Source organism: Polyangium sp. 6x1, from assembly GCF_029946515.1.
Lineage (GTDB): Bacteria > Myxococcota_A > Polyangia > Polyangiales > Polyangiaceae > Polyangium.
Window position 1 is genome coordinate 750,854 of record NZ_JARZHH010000001.1, and the last position, 18,871, is coordinate 769,724.

15 protein-coding genes and 1 pseudogene are annotated in these 18,871 nt (G+C 69.1%); 8 read left to right on the forward strand and 8 right to left on the reverse strand.

Annotation, left to right across the window (positions count from 1 at the left end):
* The first annotated feature begins 8 nt into the window (after window positions 1-8).
* A complete protein-coding gene (locus QHF85_RS03035) occupies window positions 9-1,232 on the forward strand; it encodes a pyridoxal-phosphate dependent enzyme (RefSeq protein WP_281325501.1) in 1,224 nt (407 codons plus the stop codon).
* A gap of 9 nt (window positions 1,233-1,241) precedes the next feature.
* Here QHF85_RS03035 and QHF85_RS03040 read toward each other — a convergent pair whose 3' ends face one another.
* Together QHF85_RS03040 and QHF85_RS03045 are read right to left on the reverse strand one after the other, a co-directional pair.
* On the reverse strand, window positions 1,242-1,943 hold the full coding sequence (locus tag QHF85_RS03040; RefSeq protein WP_281325502.1) for a hypothetical protein: 702 nt from the start codon (window positions 1,941-1,943) through the stop codon (window positions 1,242-1,244).
* Complete coding sequence (locus QHF85_RS03045) at window positions 1,943-2,749, reverse strand: hypothetical protein (RefSeq protein ID WP_281325503.1); 807 nt, start codon at window positions 2,747-2,749, stop codon at window positions 1,943-1,945. The genes QHF85_RS03040 and QHF85_RS03045 overlap by 1 nt, the downstream gene beginning before the upstream one ends.
* 115 nt (window positions 2,750-2,864) lie before the next feature.
* Here QHF85_RS03045 and QHF85_RS03050 point away from each other — a divergent pair, with 115 nt between their 5' ends.
* Both QHF85_RS03050 and QHF85_RS03055 read left to right on the forward strand, forming a co-directional pair.
* Window positions 2,865-4,646: a VCBS repeat-containing protein gene (locus QHF85_RS03050; RefSeq protein WP_281325504.1), complete on the forward strand. Its 1,782-nt coding sequence runs from the start codon at window positions 2,865-2,867 to the stop codon at window positions 4,644-4,646.
* A 74-nt stretch (window positions 4,647-4,720) separates the two neighbouring features.
* Window positions 4,721-5,590, forward strand: coding sequence for an SDR family oxidoreductase (locus QHF85_RS03055; protein WP_281325505.1), 870 nt, complete (start codon window positions 4,721-4,723; stop codon window positions 5,588-5,590).
* Between the two features lie 10 nt (window positions 5,591-5,600).
* Here QHF85_RS03055 and QHF85_RS03060 read toward each other — a convergent pair.
* Window positions 5,601-5,906: pseudogene (locus QHF85_RS03060) on the reverse strand (ArsC family (seleno)protein); the annotation flags it as partial.
* A 200-nt stretch (window positions 5,907-6,106) separates the two neighbouring features.
* On the opposite strand from QHF85_RS03060, the gene QHF85_RS03065 reads away from it, so the two are divergent.
* From QHF85_RS03065 to QHF85_RS03075, 3 genes are read left to right on the forward strand one after another with little or no spacing between them, the layout of a single operon-like run.
* Window positions 6,107-7,411 carry an APC family permease gene (locus QHF85_RS03065; protein WP_281325506.1) on the forward strand — a complete coding sequence of 435 codons (1,305 nt, stop codon included), beginning with the start codon at window positions 6,107-6,109 and terminating at the stop codon, window positions 7,409-7,411.
* Between the two features lie 42 nt (window positions 7,412-7,453).
* Window positions 7,454-8,485: a C-type lectin domain-containing protein gene (locus QHF85_RS03070; protein ID WP_281325507.1), complete on the forward strand. Its 1,032-nt coding sequence runs from the start codon at window positions 7,454-7,456 to the stop codon at window positions 8,483-8,485.
* The gene (locus tag QHF85_RS03075) at window positions 8,482-9,228 is read left to right on the forward strand and encodes an alpha/beta hydrolase (RefSeq protein ID WP_281325508.1); all 747 of its coding nucleotides are present in this window, start codon (window positions 8,482-8,484) and stop codon (window positions 9,226-9,228) included. Before QHF85_RS03070 ends, QHF85_RS03075 begins: the two co-directional genes overlap by 4 nt.
* Here the strand turns inward: QHF85_RS03075 and QHF85_RS03080 are convergent.
* A complete protein-coding gene (locus QHF85_RS03080) occupies window positions 9,225-10,535 on the reverse strand; it encodes a glycosyltransferase family 4 protein (protein ID WP_281325509.1) in 1,311 nt (436 codons plus the stop codon). The two genes, QHF85_RS03075 and QHF85_RS03080, sit on opposite strands and share 4 nt — an antisense overlap.
* Before the next feature lie 149 nt (window positions 10,536-10,684).
* Between QHF85_RS03080 and rseP the strand changes: the two genes are divergently transcribed.
* Together rseP and QHF85_RS03090 are read left to right on the forward strand one after the other, a co-directional pair.
* Window positions 10,685-12,358, forward strand: a complete 1,674-nt coding sequence (gene rseP, locus QHF85_RS03085; protein ID WP_281325510.1) for an RIP metalloprotease RseP — start codon at window positions 10,685-10,687, stop codon at window positions 12,356-12,358.
* Window positions 12,351-13,700, forward strand: a complete 1,350-nt coding sequence (locus tag QHF85_RS03090; protein WP_281325511.1) for a transcription antitermination factor NusB — start codon at window positions 12,351-12,353, stop codon at window positions 13,698-13,700. Before rseP ends, QHF85_RS03090 begins: the two co-directional genes overlap by 8 nt.
* Before the next feature lie 25 nt (window positions 13,701-13,725).
* On the opposite strand, the gene QHF85_RS03095 is transcribed toward QHF85_RS03090, so the two are convergent.
* From QHF85_RS03095 to QHF85_RS03110, 4 genes are all read right to left on the reverse strand, one after another.
* The gene (locus QHF85_RS03095) at window positions 13,726-15,114 is read right to left on the reverse strand and encodes an FAD-dependent oxidoreductase (RefSeq protein WP_281325512.1); all 1,389 of its coding nucleotides are present in this window, start codon (window positions 15,112-15,114) and stop codon (window positions 13,726-13,728) included.
* A gap of 91 nt (window positions 15,115-15,205) precedes the next feature.
* A complete protein-coding gene (locus QHF85_RS03100; RefSeq protein ID WP_281325513.1) occupies window positions 15,206-15,760 on the reverse strand; it encodes an ion channel in 555 nt (184 codons plus the stop codon).
* A 3-nt stretch (window positions 15,761-15,763) separates the two neighbouring features.
* Window positions 15,764-17,938 (reverse strand): flotillin domain-containing protein, encoded by a 2,175-nt coding sequence (locus tag QHF85_RS03105; RefSeq protein ID WP_281325514.1) that lies wholly within the window; start codon window positions 17,936-17,938, stop codon window positions 15,764-15,766.
* 99 nt (window positions 17,939-18,037) lie between these two features.
* Entirely contained in the window at window positions 18,038-18,868 is an 831-nt protein-coding gene (locus tag QHF85_RS03110; protein ID WP_281325515.1) for an OB-fold-containig protein, read from the reverse strand.
* Between the last annotated feature and the right edge of the window lie 3 nt (window positions 18,869-18,871).

Sequence of the window (18,871 nt, forward strand, 5' to 3'; positions counted from 1 at the left end):
GGGGACGATTGAAGCTGACCCGGCGCACATTCTCGGCCCTCGCGCTCGGCACGCTGGTCGGGTGTGAGGAGCGGACATCCGCACCCGCATCCGCTCCCGCATCCGCTCCCGCATCCGCTTCCGCATCCGCTCCCGCTTCCGCATCCGCTTCCGCGCCCGCTCCCGCGGATTACGTCCCTCCCCTGTTCCGCGCCCATCCTGGCCTCGCGCCGCACCTGCCGCGCCTTCCGCTCGGCCTTCTGCCCACGCCCGTCGAGCGCGCGGCGAAGCTCGGTGAGAAAGCCGGAATCGCGGGGCTCCACATCAAGCGAGACGACATGGCCGGCGCCGCGTACGGCGGGGGCAAGACACGCAAGCTCGAGTTTTTCCTGGCCGAGGCCCGCGCAAAAGGCGCGCGCGAAATCGTCACGTTCGGCGCCTTCGGGTCCAACCAGGCGGTCGCCACGGCCCTCTACGGCGCGGCGCAGGGTTTTTCGGTCACGCTGCTGCTCGCCCCGCAGACGCCGAGCTCGTACGTCCGGAAAAACCTGCTCGCCGCGCGGCGCGCCGGGGCCACGATCCGGGTCGTCACCGGAGGCGTCGCCGAGGCCGAGGCCCTGGCGAAGCGGGCGGCGAAGGCGGCGAAGGGCGTCGCGCCGTATCTCGTGCCGCCCGGAGGATCCTCGCCGCTCGGAAACCTCGCGTTCGTCAATGCCGGCTTCGAACTCGCCGAGCAGGTCGGCGCCGGCCATTGCCCTCTGCCCGATTGCGTCTACCTCGCGATGGGCACGATGGGCAGCGCCGTCGGCCTCGCGCTCGGGCTCGAGCTCTCGGGGCTGCGGACCGAGGTCGTCGCCGTGCGCACGTCGAGCCCCGAGACGTCGAGCGAGGCGCGGTTCTTCGCGATGGCCCGGGAGACCGTGGCGTTCGCGCGTTCGCTCGATCCGACCTTCCCGGACGTGCGCCTCGGCCGCGCCCGCGTGCGATTCTCGACGAACCACCTCGGCGCCGGGTATGGCGCGCCGACACGAAAAGGAGAGCGGGCGATCACGCTCGCCGCCGAGACGGAGGGGATGGCGCTCGAACCGACCTATACGGGAAAAACCCTCGCCGCTTTGCTCGACGACGCCACGCGCCTCGCGGGGAAGATCGTGCTCTTCTGGAACTCGCAAAATAGCCGGCCGCTCGTGACCGAGGGCGTCACGCCCGAGGACTTTCCGCCGATCCTCCGTGGAATCGTGGCCGATCGCTGAATGCCGTCGTCAAGGCGTCCAGCTCACGTCGACGGTGCGGCTCACCATGAACCACGCATAAAGACCGATCTGCGTCGCCGGCGGGGCGATCGGCTCCTGGAACGTCGCGGTCCGCACGAGCGTCACCTGGAGCGGGCACGGGCCGGGCTTCGCCGGGTCGAGGGGCGTGAGCTCGGCCTGGGAAATCTCGTATTGGCCGACGTCGTTCGGCAACGTGCGGCTCAGCGGCTTGATGCACGTGCCAAAGGCCACGAGGCCGAGCACGTGGTTGCCCTCGGGCGCGGCATTCCAGGTGAGCTTCAGCGGAGAATCCCCCATCAGCGGCTCCGCCTTGAGCCCGATCGGCGGCGGCACGGGGATCACGCGGCCGACGATGCTGCGGTCCGCGCGGCGCGAAAGGTCGAGCGTGAGGTCCCCCGACAAACTCTCGACCTCGGCCAGGTACACGGGGCGGGCGTCCTCCTCGACCTCGCGCAGCGCGAGCGGCTCTCCCCCCATGCCGAGCCGCAACGTGTCGCCGTCCGACAAACGCAAATCCCCGACGGGGCTCGAAATCCTGACGCGCACCGTCGCGCCGTTCCCCTCGTCCGTCGCGTCGAGCGAGAAGAGCATGTCGAGGGTCGAGACGTCGGTCGAGCGCACGGGCTCGTCCTTGCACCCCGCGAGCGCCGCGAGTGCGAGGAGGCCGAGGGAACACGCGCGCGCCTTCATCAGAACACCACGAGCCCGGCGAAGACGCCTCCGCCAATCGATCGATAAAGCCGCACAGGATCGCCGCCCCGCACCTCGTCGACCCGCACGCGCGCGCCGAGCTGCAGGAGGCCCGTGCTCACGCCGAGCTCGACGTCGTGCTCCTGCAACGAGAGCTCGTTCGTGGTGATCGGGACGAAGCGGTAAGCCGTTTGAAGGCCAACGGTCTCGGTCGGGAAGATCCGGAACCGCGCGAGGCCGAACGGAGCGCCGTGATAGCCCGGCTCGAGCCAGACGGGTCGGCCGTACTCGAACGTGCCGCCCACGCCGAGGACGAACGAGCCCGGCGCTCGGCCCTGCCACCGGAGCGGCGCGACGAGGCCCGCGCCGGAGAGGCCGATCTCGACCTGCGCATTCTCGTCGAATCCGATCGGGCCGCCGTTCAGGTGAATCTCGAAGCCGAGCCGCTCGTGCGGGAAACGCACGACGTCGAGGTCGATGAAGCCGACGAGGACCTGGTAGCGCGCGAGCGTCCCGAGCCCGAGCATTTTCAGGCCCCGGACGTACATGACCCCCGCGTCGAGCCGCGCCATCTCGACCGTCGAGCGCTCCTTTGGCTTGCCATTGCTCGCGGCCGGCGCGGAAGGCGGCGCGGCGGGCTCGGGCGGCGGCGGGAGCTCGGGCAAGGGCTCGGCCGGAGGCGCGGGCGCGACCTCGTCGGGTGACGCCGCGCCGAGCACGAGGGGCGCGAGGATGCAGAGAAGAGCGCACGCGGCGCGGCGCTCCTCCAGTCGTAAAGCTCGATTCTCCGTGGCAGACGCGCGCATGGCTCACCGGGTTCGCACGAGGCGACCTTACCACGCCCGGACGAAGTTTGATATCCTCGGCCCCGCCGCCGCTGGGGGCGGACGCGGCTCCTTTCTTTTGCGCGACGAGGACGACATGACCGACCTGCGCTCATTCCATCGCTCGATGTCCCGGCGGGGCAAACCCCTCCTCTTCTTGCTCCTCGCCTCGGGCCTCTCCCTCACGGCCGCCTCCTGCGGCGACGGCGAGGGCGGCCCCGGGGGCCGAAGCGGGGGCTCCACGACCGGCGGAACGCGCAACACGACGTGCGAGAAGGGCGAGAGCAAGGGCGAAGTGATGGCGCCCGAATACAAGATGACGCTCTCCGGCGAGACGAGCTGGTTCGCCTCGCCCATCGTGCGGGACCTCGACGGCGACGGAAAACGCGAGCTCATCGCGGCTTATTATTCGGTCTTCGTCCACGACGCGGAGGGCAACGTGCTCGCGAAAGCCGAGGGCGGCGAGGGGCGCGTGTATGCCCCGCACGTCGTCGCCGATCTCGAAGGCGACGGGCTCGTGGACATCGTGTACGGCAGCGATCACGAGGTCTGGGCGTACGAATACAAGGACAAGGCGCTCGTGCCGAAGGCGGGTTTCCCCGCGAGCACGACGACCGCGGACAACGCGCCCGAGGTGCGCGGCATGGCCGCGGGAGACCTCGACGGCGACGGCGCGCTGGAGATCGTCGTGACCACGACGCAAACGGCGAGCACCGAGGAGGGCGGGGCGCAGGTGTTCGTGTTCCGCGCCGACGGCTCGCTGCACCAGCCCGCGGGCCTCGGGTTTCCGGCGTGGCCTCGCTACAACAACCTGACGGGCGCCGGGAACGACGCGGATCGCAATGGCATGGGGCACGCCGGGTACGGCTGCTACGGGCTCAACGTGGCGGTCGGGAACATCGACGACGACCCGGATCTCGAGGTGCTCGCGACCTACGACAACCACCACATCCAGGCCTTCAACCACGACGGCGTGGCGATCGACGCCGCGCCGTTCTTCACGAACCGCGCGAACGAATTCGAGGGCGAGCGCCTGACCTGGGGCCAGTTCATCCGCTGGGCGGATCCGAAGATCGAGGCGGACCATTACAACCTGCACACGGGCGAGTGGCCGCACCCGTCGTTCGCCGAATGGCTGCAGTGGACCGCGTCGCCGCCGAACGTGGTCGACCTCGACGGCGACGGGAAGAACGAGGTGCTCGGGTTGCCGAACGTCGAGAAAAACGAGCCGTACGAGACGCAGGCGTACGCGGTCATGGTGCTCGAAGGCGCGCACGGCGACGGGAGCCGCTCGGCGATGCGAAAGCCCGGCTGGGAGACCTTGCCGCGCGGGGAAAAACCCATCCAGGTGGAAGGATATTATCCGCCGGGCGGCGTGCCCGCCGCGACGACCGTGAACATCCAGGGCGACGACAAACCCGAGATCGTGGCGCCGTTCAACGACGGGTTCGTCTATGCGTTCGGCGCGGACGCGAAGCAGATCTGGCGCTTCAATTACACGCACGGAAAGTCGATCATGTTCGCGACCGAGGTGACCGTCGCGGACCTGAACCAGGACGGCTCACCCGAGCTCGTTTTCGCCACGTACGGGGATCCGAACGTGCTCGACTCGGGGTATCTCGTGATCCTCGGCGCGGACGGGACGCTCTTGCACGACGTGCCGCTGCACAACACGGGCGAGCAAAATGGAAATGGCAACGGCGCGCCCGCGGCGCCCGCGATCGGGGACCTCGACGGCGACGGGCAGGTCGAGATCTTCGTGCAAACCTTCGAGCACGGGCTCGACGTGTTCACGGTGCCGGGATCGGCCGAGAATTGCCTGCTCTGGTCCACCGCGCGCGGCGGCCCGCTCCGCATGGGTCAGCCCAACGGCGATTGAGGCTCGATTTTTGCCCCTTCTCCTCGGCGCGGAGTCCTGATTAGCTAGCCCCTTTCCCGAGGGAGGAAAACCCGATGAGCCAGAACATCTTCGTCACCGGTACGAACAGCGGCTTCGGCCGCCTCATCACGCACACGCTCGCGAAGAAGGGTCACACGGTCTTCGCGACGATGCGCGACATCGCAGGCCGCAATGCGGCGGCCGCCGAGGAGCTCACGAAGGCCGAAGGCGGCCGCGTGCACGTCCTCGAGATGGCGGCGACCGACGATGCGTCGGTGAACAAGGCCGTGGCCGCGGCGCTCGAAAAGGCCGGGCACCTCGACGTCGTCGTGAACAACGCCGGATACGGGTCGCTCGGCCTCGAAGAGACGCTGACGAGCGAGGAGCTGCTCCGGCAATACGACGTGAACGTGGTCGGCCCGCACCGCGTGCTCCGCGCCGCGTTGCCCTCGATGCGCGCGCGGGGCAAGGGCCTCGTGCTGCAGGTCTCGAGCGCCCTCGGGCGCCTGGTCTTCCCGGTGCTCGGGGCCTACGGGTCGAGCAAGTTCGCGCTCGAAGCGCTGAGCGAAGCGTATCGTTATGAGCTCAAACCGACGGGCGTCGAGCTCACGATCGTGCAGCCCGGCGCGTTCCCCACCGACTTCGGGCAGAAGATCGCCGTGGGTGGGGATCAGGAACGCGCCCAGGGCTACGGGCCGTTCGCGAACGCCGTGGAGATGATGAACAAGACGTTCGAGCAGATGCTCACGGGCGACCACGTGCCGAGCCCGCAGCTCGTGGCGGACGCGGTCCTCGCGCTCGTCGAGTCGCCCGCGGGCACCCGCCCCGCGCGCGTGGTCGTCGACCCGATGCAGGGGCAGGCGGCCGAGGGGCTGAACAAGGCGCACGCCGACGTGCAAAAGGCCCTGCTCACGGGCATGGGTATGGGCAACCTGGCCGATTGAGCCGGCCCGCTCACCCCTTCCCGAGCTCGAGGACCTCGGCGTAAACCTCGGGATCGAACCCCACCACGAGCGTTTGTCCTACCCGCATCGTCGGGGCCCGCAGGCCGCCGGTCGGCCCGAGCATGGCCCCGAGCACGTCCGCGTCGGGCGGACGCGCGCGCAGGTCCAGCGTGACGCGCTTCTTTCCTTTCACCGCGACGACACGCTCGGCCTGCCGGGCGAGCGCGAGCGCGCCCTCCTCGGCGAGCTTCAGCTTGCCCGCGTCTGCCATTTCCGCGATCGACACATTTTCTTGCGCGAGAAACTCCCGCGCTCGGGTGCACGAGGTTCACCCCTTGCGGTGATAATACCAGTCGGCTCGCTGGGTCATGCCAGATTCCTCCTTTGCCGGACGATGAAGGGTTTTACCGGGAACGTCAAGTCGAACCGCGATCGAGGGGGTTGCCTCGCGCGGCGCAGGCGTCCTAGACTGGCGGCCCGCTTCGGTCGTCTTCCTCCTGCCACGGGGTCCGCATCATGAGCGTCTCCTCCCTCGACGCCTCGGGCCAGGCCCAGGCGCCCTCGCTGCGGCGCAGGCTCACGTTGTTCGACGTGCTCTGCATCGGGGTCAACGCCACGGTGGGATCGGGCGTGTTCGCGCTGCCCGACGACATGCACCGCGTGATGGGCGGGTTTTCCCCGCTCTCCTTCGCGCTCTGCGCGTTGCTGCTCATGCCGGTCGCGCTCTGCTTCGCCGAGCTCTCGGGCAGGCACGCCGATACGGGCGGGACATACCTCTATGCGCGCAATGCGTTCGGCGACCGGGCCGGCTTTCTCGTCGGCTGGTTTTGCTGGGCGAACACGTTCGTGAGCTGGGCGGCGAACGCGAGCCTTTTCGTGGAGCTCGTGGGGATCCGCGCGCCGTTCGTGGGGTCGGCCGTCGCCGCGGCGGTCGTGGTGGCGCTCGGGGCGGTGAATTATTTCGGCGTGAAACCAGGCGCGTGGGTCGTGAACGCGATGACGCTCGGCAAGATCGGCGCGATCCTGTGTTTCCTCGTCGTGGCGGTGTCGCTCTTCGATCCGTCGCGGCTCGGGGGAAAACTGCCGCTCGGCGCGCTCGGCGTGGGGCAAGGGGTGTATCTCGCGCTTTTCCCGCTGCAAGGGTTCGAGGTCGCGCCGATCGCGGCGGGCGAGACGCAAAACCCCGAGCGCAACGTGCCGGTCGGGACGCTCGGCGCGCTGTCGATCTCGGCGCTGCTCTTCATCGTGGTGCAGGCGGTGCTGGTCGCGACGTACCCGCGCATCGGCGAGGAGTCGGGGCAGCCGCTCGTGGACGCGGCGCGGTTCATCGGGCCGACGATCGGCGCGATCGTGGTGATCGGCAGCCTGCTCTCCGTCGGCGGATTCACGGCGGGCAGCGCGCTCGGGTCGCCGCGGTATGCGCAGGCGATCGCAGCGCACGGGCTCATGCCCGCGGCGCTCGCGCGGATTCACGGGCGCTGGGGGACGCCGCACGTGGCGATCTTCTGGACGACGGGCATCACGGCGGCGCTCGCATTTTTCTTCGATTATCGGCGCCTCGTGGGGATGTCGAACATCACGATCGTGATCCAGTATCTGTTCACGTGCCTCGCGGTGCCCGTGCTGCGGAAGAAGGACGGCGCATCGAAGGGGTTTCGGGTGCCGGGCGGGACGATCATTCCTGTCGTGGGCGCCGTCGGATCGGTGGCGCTGCTCGCGGGCGCGGAGAGGCCGGAGTTCATGTTCGCGGGGGCGACGCTGGTGCTCGGGATCCTGGTGCTCGTGGGTACGAAGCGATTCGCGCGCGCCGAGGGCGCGTGAATGCCTTGACAGGCAGGCCCGGGGGCTGATGCGATCCGGACCATGCGGAGGTCTGGTTCGTTCGTTTTGCTCGTCCTTCTGGCCCTCGCCGGCTGTGGTCCAGGCCCGACGGTCGTATCGAACCCCGACGAGGCGCTGATACCACGAGCCTTTGCGTCGGCGTCCGCGTCCGCGGCCCCGTCGGCTTCCGCTTCTGCTTCCGCGCCGGGAAAACCGCCGCTCGAAGTGGCGAACGGAGCGCCGCTGCCGCTTCCTCCTTTTTCGTGCGGCAAGGGCAAGGAAATCGTGGCCGCGACGGGCACGTATTGCGTGTTCACGGAGCCGCGCGCGTGGCAGGACGCCGAGCGGCATTGCGAGGAGCACGGCGGGCACCTCGCCTCGATCACGTCCGAGGCCGAGGCGCAAGCGATCCGCGCGGCGATCGTGTCGCCCGTGACCGGCGAGAACGTGTGGATCGGCCTCGTCGAGCCGACGGAGGGGCGATGGCTCGGCCCTGACGCGAAGCCCGCGCGGTTCTTCGCATGGAACGACGGGGAGCCGAACAACGACGGCGCCGGGGAGAACTGCGGCTCGTGGCTCGTCGGGAGCGGGCGGTGGAACGACGTCGATTGCTTCGTCCCGCGCATGGCGCTCTGCGAGAGCCGGTCGCCCGCCGGGGCGAAAAGCGCGTTCAAGTGCGATGGGGCCAGGCGGATCGTCGTCGGAAAACGCGAGTATTGCTTGCAGGACGCCGCGACGTGGCAGAATGCGCAGGCGCGGTGCGTGCAATCGGGCGCGGACCTGGCCATCATCGAATCGGCGGAGGAGAACGACGCGTTGTTCGCCGCGATCGGCGCGAAGATCGACGTCGGTTCGATGTGGATCGGCCTCACGGACGTGGCGCAAGAAAACGATTTCCGGTGGGCCTCGGGGGAGGCGCTCGGCGCGCCGCCGTGGCGAGGCGGAGAGCCGAACAACCTCGGCGACGAGGATTGCGCCGAGTGGCTGCCGCAGGACGGGCGCGCGAACGATCTGCCTTGTCTGGAAAAACGGGCGAGTTTGTGCGAGAAGCCCAAGGCGAGCGTCGCGAAATGACGGGGACCACGAAGGCGACGTTCGTCCTGGTGCATGGCCCTTTCCTCGGCGGATGGGGTTTTCGGCGCGTCGCTTCGTGGCTCGAACGCGCGGGGCACAGGGTCTTCACGCCGACGCTGACGGGCATCGGGGAACGCGCGCACCTGCTCGGTCCCGACGTGGGGCTGTCGACGCACATCGACGACATCACGAACGTGCTCGTGTACGAGGATCTTCGCGACGTGATCCTCGTGGGGCAGAGCTACGGCGGCATGGTCATCACTGGCGTCGCGGATCGCGTGCCGGAGCGGATCACGCAACTCGTGTACGTCAACGGGCACGTGCCGACGAACGGGCGCAATGCAATGGGCGGACTCGGCGGGACGTCGCACAAGCTCGGCGAGATGACGGGCAACGAGGGGCCCCGGCTCTTGCCGCCGTTTCCCTTCGAGGCGATGGGCATTCACGACCCCGCGGACCAGGCGTGGGTCGGGCCGAGGCTCTCGCCGCATCCGATGAAATGCCTCGAAGAACCGATCGTACTCACGCGCGGAGAGCCGCGGATGCCCCGCGCCTACGTCCTCGGGACCGCGCGTGAGGCGCTCATCGCCTTCCTGAAGGCCGATCCGCTCGCCCATTTCGTGGAAAAAGCGCGCGCGGACGGCTTCGTGTTCCACGAGCTGCCCGCCGGGCTGTTCCCCATGATCAGCCACCCGGAGGAGCTCGGCGCGGTGCTCGAAAGGATCGCCTCCGCCGCGCGTTAGGCGGCCGATGGCGTGCTCGTTCGTCGCCGCGAATCGGCGATCTCGCGGACGATCTCGGCGAGGCGGCCAGCGATCGCGCGGCGGTGGAAGGGTTCTAGGCCCTCGGGCCGGCCAGGAAGGAGCGGCTCGCCGCGCTGGAACGAGCGCGCGATGCGTTCGAGCGCCTCGGCAATGGCGGCGGGCTCGCGCGGGTGAACGACGACGCCGAGGCGGTGATGCTCGACGAGGCGCGAGAGTGCGCCCTTGGGCGCGAGCGCGAGGCAAGGCCTTCCCACCGCCATGATGTCGAAGATCTTGCCCGGATAAATGGCCGCATTGCCAGGGATGTCGTCGACGACGACGAGCGCGAGGTGGCTCTCGGCGAGGAGCGAGAGCGCCTCGTCGTGCGGGCGAAAGCCGAGGTGGCGGACCATCGGGAGGGGGTTTTCCTCGAAGACGGCGCGCTCGGTGTCGACGACGCGGCCGACGAATCGAATGTCGAAGAGGTTCGCGAGCCGAGGCGCGCGTTCCGCGAGGAGGCGGAGGCCGGCGAAGAGGCCACGCGGTGAGGTGTGCCAGAAGGTCGTTCCGGCATAGGTCGCGACGAGCTTGCGGCCGGGCGCATACGGCGGCGGGGGCGCCGCGACGATGTGCGCGAAATCGTCCGGATCATAGCCGTTCGTCAAGGTGATCACGCGGCGCTCGTCGAGGTCGCGATAACGCGCGAGCAGGTTCTGCCGGAAGTCCTCGGTGGCCGTGAGGATTCGCGCGGCGCGCCGGACGAGGGCGGGCTCGATCGTGTCGATGGCGCGCGCGAGGAGCGGCCCGCCGTGCATTTCGTAGGTGGCCGCGGTGCGCCATTCGTCGCGATAATCGAGGAGGAACGGGACGCGCGCGAGCGGGCCGAGCAAGAAAGGCGAAAAGGGTGGGCCGCTGACGAGGACGGCGTCGACGTTCGCCGAGAGGCGGCGAATCGCGGCCGCGGCCGCGGGCAACCAGAGGATCTGCGGGTCCGGGACGAGCGCGGCGGAGGCGATGCGCGCAAGAGCGCGGCGCGCCCCGGCGAAGCGGCCCTTCGAGGCGGCGCCGCGCCAGACGGCGGCCTTTTTCTCGTAGCTCGGTTCGAGGGTCCGGACGCGAACGACGTTCACTTCGGCCGGGACGTCGCGGAGCAAGCTTTCGTCCCGGATGGGGACGGACGGGTTTTCCGCCGTGAGCACGGTGGTCTCGACGCCGCACGAAGGCAGGTACTTGGCGAGCTTGGTGACGCGCTGGACGGCGACGCCGCCGACGGGCGGAAAAGCGTACGAAACGATGAGCAGGCGCAAGACGGTTCCCCCCGGTCGATTGCAGGGGCCAACGATTGCACGGCGGTGCCGGCCGGGCAAATGGGGTCCCGCTGTGAGCGAAAAGAGCGTCCTGGGCGCGGTTTTGTCCTTGGCGCCTCGGCAGGATCTCGCGTAGAGATACCCGAGCCGTGGATCTGCTCTACTTCGCGCTTCTCTGCTCCGTGCTGATCTTCGTGCACGAGCTCGGCCACTTCGTGTGGGCGAAGATCTTCGGCGTGAAGGTGCTCACGTTCTCGATCGGTTTCGGGCCGAAGGTGCTCCGGTTTCGAGGACGAGAGACGGAGTATTGCGTGGGGCTCCTGCCCCTCGGCGGCTTCGTGAAGATGCTCGAGGAGAACCGGCAGGAGCCGGTGCTGCCCGAGGATCGCAAGCGTACGTTCGAGGCGCAGGCGCTCTGGAAACGGGTGATCATCGTCATCGCAGGCCCGGCGATGAACATCTTGTTCCCGGTCCTCCTGTATTTCTCCGTTTACGTGGGGGAGACGCGATTCTCGCCCCCCACGGTCGGCTTCGTTTTGCCCGGACATCCGGCGGAGGGAAAACTCTCGCCCGGCGATCGGGTGCTCGAAGTGGACGGGGAGCGTATCTCGACGTTCGCCGAGCTCGCGCGGATCATCGGAGAGAGCCCCGGCAAAGAGCTGCGGCTCCGCGTGTTCCGCAACAACGAGCACGTCGAGGTCGTGGTGGTGCCGGAGGAGAAGGTCGTCCGGAAGCCGCTCGACATCGTCGAGAAGGTCGGCGAAATCGGCATCAAGCCGAGCCGGCCCGCGGCCGTCGTGGGGATCTCGCGGCCCGATTCGCCGGCCTACCGCGCGGGGCTCCGGACGTTCGACCTCGTGACGGAGGTGCGCGGGCGGCCGGTGAAGACGTTCGCGGACCTCGAAACGGCGCTGTCGGAGAACCACGGCGAGACGGTGCCCGTGACGTATTTGCGGCCGGTGAAGGTGCCGCGCGCGTTCGGCGGGCTCGCGGACATGGCCGTGTACGAGTCGGGCGTGGCCGCGTTGACGCCGGAGGCGAACGGGCACGGCGATCTGGAGGAGCGGACGGGGATCGAATCCGCGGACCTTTACGTATTCGACGTGGCGGAGGGTTCGGCGGAATGGAGCGCCGACATGCGGCCCGGGGATCGAATCGTGGAGGTGGACCAGACGGCGGTGACGGCCTGGGCGACGTTCCTCGAACGGCTGCTCGTGGCGCCGGATCGGCCGCACGTGGTGACGTGGCTCCGGGGCGGGGTGAAGAAGAGCGGGACGATTCTTTTGCGGCGCGAGGACTGGATCGACGAATACGGGCAGCATCGGCCGCGGTATTTCGTGCGGGCGTCGAACTGGTCGCCGGTGGTGCCGGAGGCGTACGTGGAGCACGCGTCGCTCTTGCCGTTCGCGCTGCGGAGCGCGCTCGACGAGACGTACGACGTGATCCGGTTCATCGTGGTCGGGATCGTGCGGATCGTCGAGGGCAAGGTGAGCATCTCGACGCTGGGCGGGCCGATCACGGTCTACGACGTGGTCGGCGAGGAGGGCTCGAAGGGCGTCTCGTACTTCGTGTGGGCGATGGCCGTGATTTCCATCAACCTCGGGCTCGTGAACCTCTTGCCGATCCCGGTGCTCGACGGCGGTCATCTGCTGTTTTTCCTGTTCGAGGCCGTATCGAGGCGGCCTCTGCCGCTCCGGGTGCGGGAGATCGCGAGCCTCGTGGGCCTGCTCGTGCTCTTTGCATTGATGGGGGTGGCGTTCAAGAATGACGTGGAGCGGCGGTGGGACGTGATTCAAGGGCAGTTGAGGGAGCTCGTTGATTAGCGACGCAAGGATCATCGCGGCCCGCGTGCTCGCGCGGGTGTGGGGCACGGAGGCGTTCGCGGCCGCGGCGCTCGACGCCGAGCTCGGGCGGCATTCCGGAATGGATCCGCGCGACGCGGGGCTCGCGACCGAGCTCGTGTACGGGGTTTTGCGGACGGAAGCCGCGCTCGTCACGAGGCTCTCGGCATTGACGCCGAAGAACAAGCTCGACCTGCCGTCGCCGATCGCGCGGGCGCACGTGCTCATGGCGGCGTATGCGATCTGCTTTCTCGATCGCGTGCCGGCGTTCGCCGCGGTGAACGAGGCGGTGGGGGCGATCCGCTCCGAGGGGGACGTGCGGACGGGGTCGTTCGCGAATGCGATTTTGCGGAAGCTCGCGTCGGAGGTCGAGGCGAAGGGGCGGCCGTCGCTGCTGGAGGCGGCGAGCGCGTCAGCGCCGGGGTGGCTGCGCGGATCGCTGCGCCGTTCGCTCGGGCGGAGCGCGGCGGAGGCTTATCTTGCGGCAGGCCCGGTGCCGCCGCCGCTGGGTTTGTCGCTCGCGCTCTCGGAGGATCGGGCGGCGTGGATCACGCGATTGCGTGAGGTTTGTCCGGGAGGCACATTCGAGGAGGGGCACGCCTCGCCGCGGGCGATCCTCGTGCGCGGCGCCGGGGACGTGCGTCGATTGCCGGGCGCGGGGACCGCGTGGATCGTGCAGGAGGAAGGGGCGCAGGTGGTGGCGCTCGCGCTCGGGGCACGGCGGGGCGAGCGGGTGCTCGACGCCTGCGCGGGGCGAGGAAACAAGACGTGGCTGCTCGCGGACGAGGTGGGGCCCGAGGGCGCGGTGGACGCGGCGGACCTCTATGCGGCGAAGCTCGAACGCTTGAAGGAGGGCCCGGCAGGGCGAGCGGCGCGGGCGACGTACGCGGTCGACTGGGCGGCGCAGACGGGGGCGTTCGAGGAGGTGCCGCGCGCATACGACCGGGTGCTCGTGGACGCGCCGTGCTCGGGCGTGGGGACGCTACGGAGGCGGCCGGAGATCGCGCTGCGGCGGACGGCCGAGGACGTGAAACGTTTGTCGGAGCTGCAAACTGCGATCGTGCGGAGCGCGGCGACGCGGGTGAAAGACGGGGGTCGGCTGGTCTTCGCGGTGTGCAGCGTGCTGCGGGAGGAGGCCGAGGAGGTGGTCGAGCGGCTCGCGGGGGAGCCGTCGGGGACGGGGGTTCGGCTTGAAAGACTGCCGATCGAGGCCGAGCTTCCGCGGGAGATCCTGAGCGAGGGGGCGACGAGCTTCCGGCTCCTGCCCCACGTGCAGGGGACGGATGGGTATTTCGTGGCGGGGTTTTTGGTGCGGAGAGGCTGACAGGCGGCGGGGGGACGAGAGACCCCTATCGCGAAAGCTGCCCCCGCCACGCGCTCACGGCGCCACGCGTGGCCCGCTCGATCACCCGGCCCGCCACGTCCGGCGCGAGCAGCGACGAGACCGGGTCGAGCATGTGCTGCACCCGGACGAACCGCTGGAACACGAGCTCGTCGTTCGGAACGGTATTCATGAGCCTGTCCATGTACTTCCCCACGACGCGGCTCACCGCCCCGGGGCGCTCGCCGCGCGTCGCCGCCCAGCGGAAATCCTCGGCGAGCGCCATTCCCCATACCTCTTGCAGGCGTCGCGCGAGGCGTCGCTGGAATCGGCGCGACAAACCCACGAGGCTCGGGCCGCCGATGCGCTCGCGTTGCTCCACGAGGCTTTCGCCGAGCTCGAGCGCGCCGAGCACCGCCATCGTCATGCCCTGGCCGTACATCGGGTTGAACGAGGCGACCGCGTCGCCGAGCGCCACGAAGCGGTCCGGGAAGCGCTTCATTTCCTCGAAATGGCGGTGCCGATTTTCCCCCTTCGCCGAGCCGTAAATCGGCGAGGCCGGCTCCGCTTTCTGCACGAGATCCCAGACCTCGGGGAATCGCAGGGCGCGGATCCAGGCGTTGAATCCCTCTTCGTCGAGCGGCGTGCGTTCGCCCGCGATGCCCATCAGCGTGACGAACCACTTGTCATCCTCGCACGACATGTAGCCTCCGCCCCGCGGCAGGTCCGGAGGGCTCGGGAGGTCGACCACGAGGTTGTACCGCGAGAGGCTGCGAGGTCCGCGATACCAGCGCGTCGAATACGTCAGCGCCGCGTCGACCATTTCCTCACGCGGCGCCGGATACCCGAGCTCCGTGAGCCACGTGTCCACCCGACCCTCGCGGCCGCACGCCGCGACCACGAAGTCGGCCCGCAAAACGTCCTCCCCGCGGCTGTCGCGAAACCTGACGCCCGAGACGCCATGGCCCTCGCCGACGAGGCCCTTCACCTGAATGCCATTGCGGAACTCGACCCGGCCGCCACGCACGAGCCGACTCCGCATCGTGTGCTCCCGGAACGGACGGCTCGCGAAGCTCACCTCGACGCCGCTCGTCGAGCTCGGCAGGCGAAAGATGGGGAAATTCACGAGCGACGTACCCGCATAGTCGCCCCACGGCGCACCGGCCGCGGTAAGCTCCTCGCGGAGGCCCGGGAAGAGCGCCTCGAGCGCCTGCTCGCCGCCCGCGAGCAGGATATGGACGTGCCGGGCCTGAGGGACCCCCGCCCGGTGTTCGGCGCCTTCCTGCGGTTTGTCGCGCTCGAGCACGGTGACGCGGTCGAAATGCTCGGTGAGCACACGCGCGGCGGAGAGGCCGGCGATGCCACCACCAATGACGATGGCATGCCTTCCGGATCCGTGCGCTACGGGTAACGTCATGGCGGTCCTCCTCGGTAAACCGGAGCGGGCGGCCAGGCGAGGGCCCGCGGTCCGGGAGAGGCCGCACATCATAGCCGAAACGAAATTTCTGTCAGCCCCGCACGTTCCGCTCGGGCACCGGCCTCACGCCCTGGAGCTCGGCGAGGATCGCGTCCAGCCGTGCGAGAATGGCTTTTTGCAGGACGATCGACTCCGCCGTAACCGCGGCAACCTGCGCATCCGCCCCATTGGAAGCCGGTCGGGCGGACGCTTGTTGCGCTGCAGCAGGCGGGGCAAACGCGTTCGCCGCGACGCTCGGGCCAAATGTCATGAGGAACGCGGCGAGGGCCTTGCCCGATTCGGTCTCCGCGAACTTGTTGTCGTAGCCCACGGAAAGGCAGGTCGAGACGAACACCACGGCGTCCCAGAACGTGCGGCACCGCGGGTTCTTGTCCTTCTCGGCGAGCCAAAAGAGGTAGGCCCCGCCAAGCACGGAGACGAGGAGCGTGTCCAGCGGATCCCGCTGGACGAGCTCGCGAAAACCTTGCTTCCAGGTGCCATACCCGAGCGCGCCGCCCTGCGCGCCCGGGGTCGAGACGAGGCCACGCGCGATCTGCGCGAGCGCAGAGAGCGCAGCTTCATCGGGGTCTCTGCGAGGCGTGTTCATCGGTCACTCGCCAGGGAGCGGGGGCGCAGGCGGGATCGTGGGAGGGTCGATCTCGTGGACCTGGATGCCGGCGCCCGAGGGCACGGCGCGGCCGACGCCGAGGTCGTCGAGCTTCTTCGCGAGCTCCGGGTCCTTGTCGATCACGGCGCGGAGCTCGGACGGGAGCGTGGCGAGGAAGGAGCGGGCCTTGTCCGCGAGGCCCCGCTCGTCGACCTGCGAGAAGGCGAGCATCTCGCGGAGGAGCGGGTACGCGGCGCCCGCTTCGAGGATGGTCTTGAGGACGGGCGAGGCGACGTTGCCAAAGGGCGCGCTCGGGGCGCCCTCGCCGTTTGCCGCGGCAGACCCGCCCGTGCCCTGGAGCTGGAGGACCTTGATCTCGCTGATGGCGCGGGCCGGGGTCATGAGCTCGCGCGTGACGGCGGGCAGGACGTCGAGCGCCTTCACGGCGACGTCGCGGAGGAGGAACTTCGTGGCGACGGCGTTCTCGGCCTCGACGAGCCTGCGCTTGGCCTCGGCCTCGGCTTCGCCCCTCTTGCGCGTGGCCTCGGCGAGGGCGATCAAGGCCTGTGCTTCCTGCGAGGCGGCCTGGGCCTTGGCCTCGGCGGAGATGCGGACGCGGTCGGCGTCGGCCTCGGCGCCCTTGCGCATGACGTTCGCGTTCGCCTGCGCGTCGAGCTCGCGCGACTGCGCGAGGCCCTGCGCGCGGGCGATCTCGCCCTCGGCGGCGGCGCGTTTGGCCGCGGCTTCGCCTTCGGCGTGGGCCTTGAGCGTGGCGGCCTGCGTCTCGGCTTCGAGCTTGAGCTTGAAGGCCTCGCGCTCGGCGGCGATGCGCGAGCGCTGCGCGTCCTCTTCGCTCTTGATGACGGCGATCGCCTTTTCGCGGTTCGCCTTCGCGGTCTCCTCGACCGTGATGATGCCCTGCATCGCTTGCTGTTGCTCGGCCTCGGCCTGGGCCTTCAAGGCGGCGGCGCGCGCGGCTTGCTCCTCGCTCTGCGTGACGGCGATTTGCTTCGCGATGCGCGCGGTCTCGACGGCCTGCTGCTTGACGATCTCGGCGCTCTCGACGGCCTTTTGCTTGTCGATCGAGGCGGTCTCGAGGGCCTTTTGCCGATCGACCTCGGCGGCCTGGACGACCTTCTCCTTCTCGATCATCGAGGCCTCGATCTCGCGCTGCTTGGCGATCTCGGCGGCCTGCTGCGCCTTCTCGGCGGCGATCTGCGCCTCGCGCTGGCCTCGCTGGCGCGCGGCCTCGGCGACGGCGATCGCTTGCTCTTGCTGGATGCGCGCGGTCTCGGTCGCCTTGCGTTTTTCGAGCGCGGCGAGCTCCTGGGCCTGCTCCTGGACGTAGACGGCCTTCGCGGTCTCGGCCTTCTGCGTGGCGGCGTATTCGGAGACGCGGCGGGCCTGGTCGGCCTCGGCTTGCTTTTGATCCTGCTCGATCGTGAGGGCGCGTTTCTTCGCCTCGGCGTTCGTGAGCTGGATGGCGAGCTCTTTTTCGCGCTGGATCTTCGTGGTCTGCTCGGCGTTCGACTGGACGCTGTCGGTGATGGCGCGCAAGCCCTCGGCGTCGAAGACGTCCTGCGGGTCGAGCTCCTTCACGGGGACCATCGCGAGCGCGGTGATCGAGACGTTCTCCAGCGTGAGGCCGTTCTTCTTGAGCTCGTCGGAGAGCGTGCTCTGGATGTGCTCGGCGAACTGCTTGCGCTGGCCGTGCAGCTCCATGAAGGTCTGGTTCGCCGAGACGGAGCGGAGGGCGTCGGTGAGTTTGCCCTCGATGAGATCGCCGATCGCCTGCTCGTCGAAGTTTCGCTCGCCGAACGAGCGCGCGGCGGCGAGGACGTCCTCGGCGATGGGCTCGACCTTGATGTAGAGCTCCGTCGTGACGTTGGCCTTGATCTTGTCCTTCGTGACGAGGGCGTTTTTGCCCGAGCGCTCGACGGAGAGCTTGATCGAGTGGAGCGAGACGCGCAGGAGCTGGTGAAGGATCGGATAGACGGTGATACCGCCGCCGATCACGACCTTGTTGCCGCCGGCGCCGGTGCGAACGAGGGCCTCGTCCGCGCCGCAGCGCCGATAGAACTTCGCCAGGGTGACGAAGAAGGCGACCAGGAGGACCAGGAAGCCGACCGTTCCGAGGGCGAATAACTGAAACTCGGGTTTCTGGAAGAGCTGAGGCATGGCTCGAATGCTCCGATGGAGAAAGCACCAACCGCGAGGACGACGGTCGATGAGACCGCCTCGCAGGGGGCCGTGGCAAGGGAGAACGCGCTCGCCCGCTCAGGGCGCGCGGCGTACGTGAGATTCGTCTTTCATTTCCGAGGCCTCCGCTTCGGCCTCCGCTTCGGTCTCGGCCCGCGTGTCGCCCGCGATGCGGAGCGCGGGCGCACGGGGGGCGTCGTCGTCGTCGAGGGGCGCGACGAAGATGCGACCGTCCTTGCTGTCGTAATCGACGATGACAACCTCGCGGCCGGCGCCGATGGCAGGCTCGCCCTCGCGAATGCGGCAGATGACGTGCACGAAATGCCCCGCGCGGTCCTTGGCACGAATCTCGCCGAATTCGCTGGTGACGCGGGTCGAGATGACGACACCCGCGCAGCCCACGAGGTTCCTGCGGCTCGTGGCCTCCTCGCCCGCCGGCGCGACGACCTTGCCGAGGAGGCGCGAGGCGGTGCGCGTGACGAGGTACGCGACGAGGAGGGAGGCCGGCAGGCTGAGCGCGAGGGTCGAGGGCGCGAGGGCGCCGGCGCGGCCGAAATAGAGGGTGTTGAGGGCGAGTCCGGTGATGCCGAAGGTGACGGCGAAGGTCTGCCAGAGGACCGAAAACGGGACGCGGCCGGCGCCGAGATCGACGAGGATCTTGCCGCCGAGGCTCGCGTCGTTGTCGTGGTCGGCGTCGTGATCGTGGTCGTGGTCGCCGTCCGCGTCGACGTCGTGATCGGCGTCCGCGTCGACGTCGTGATCGTGATCGGCGTCCGCGTCGTGATCGGAGCCCCCGACGAGCAGGCCGAGGACGCCGGTCATTTGCAGGAGCGCGAAGAGGATCGCGACCGTGAATACGATGGCGTAGGGGAGGTTCGCCCAGACGAAGAGAGATGGGAGGAAGTCCAAGCG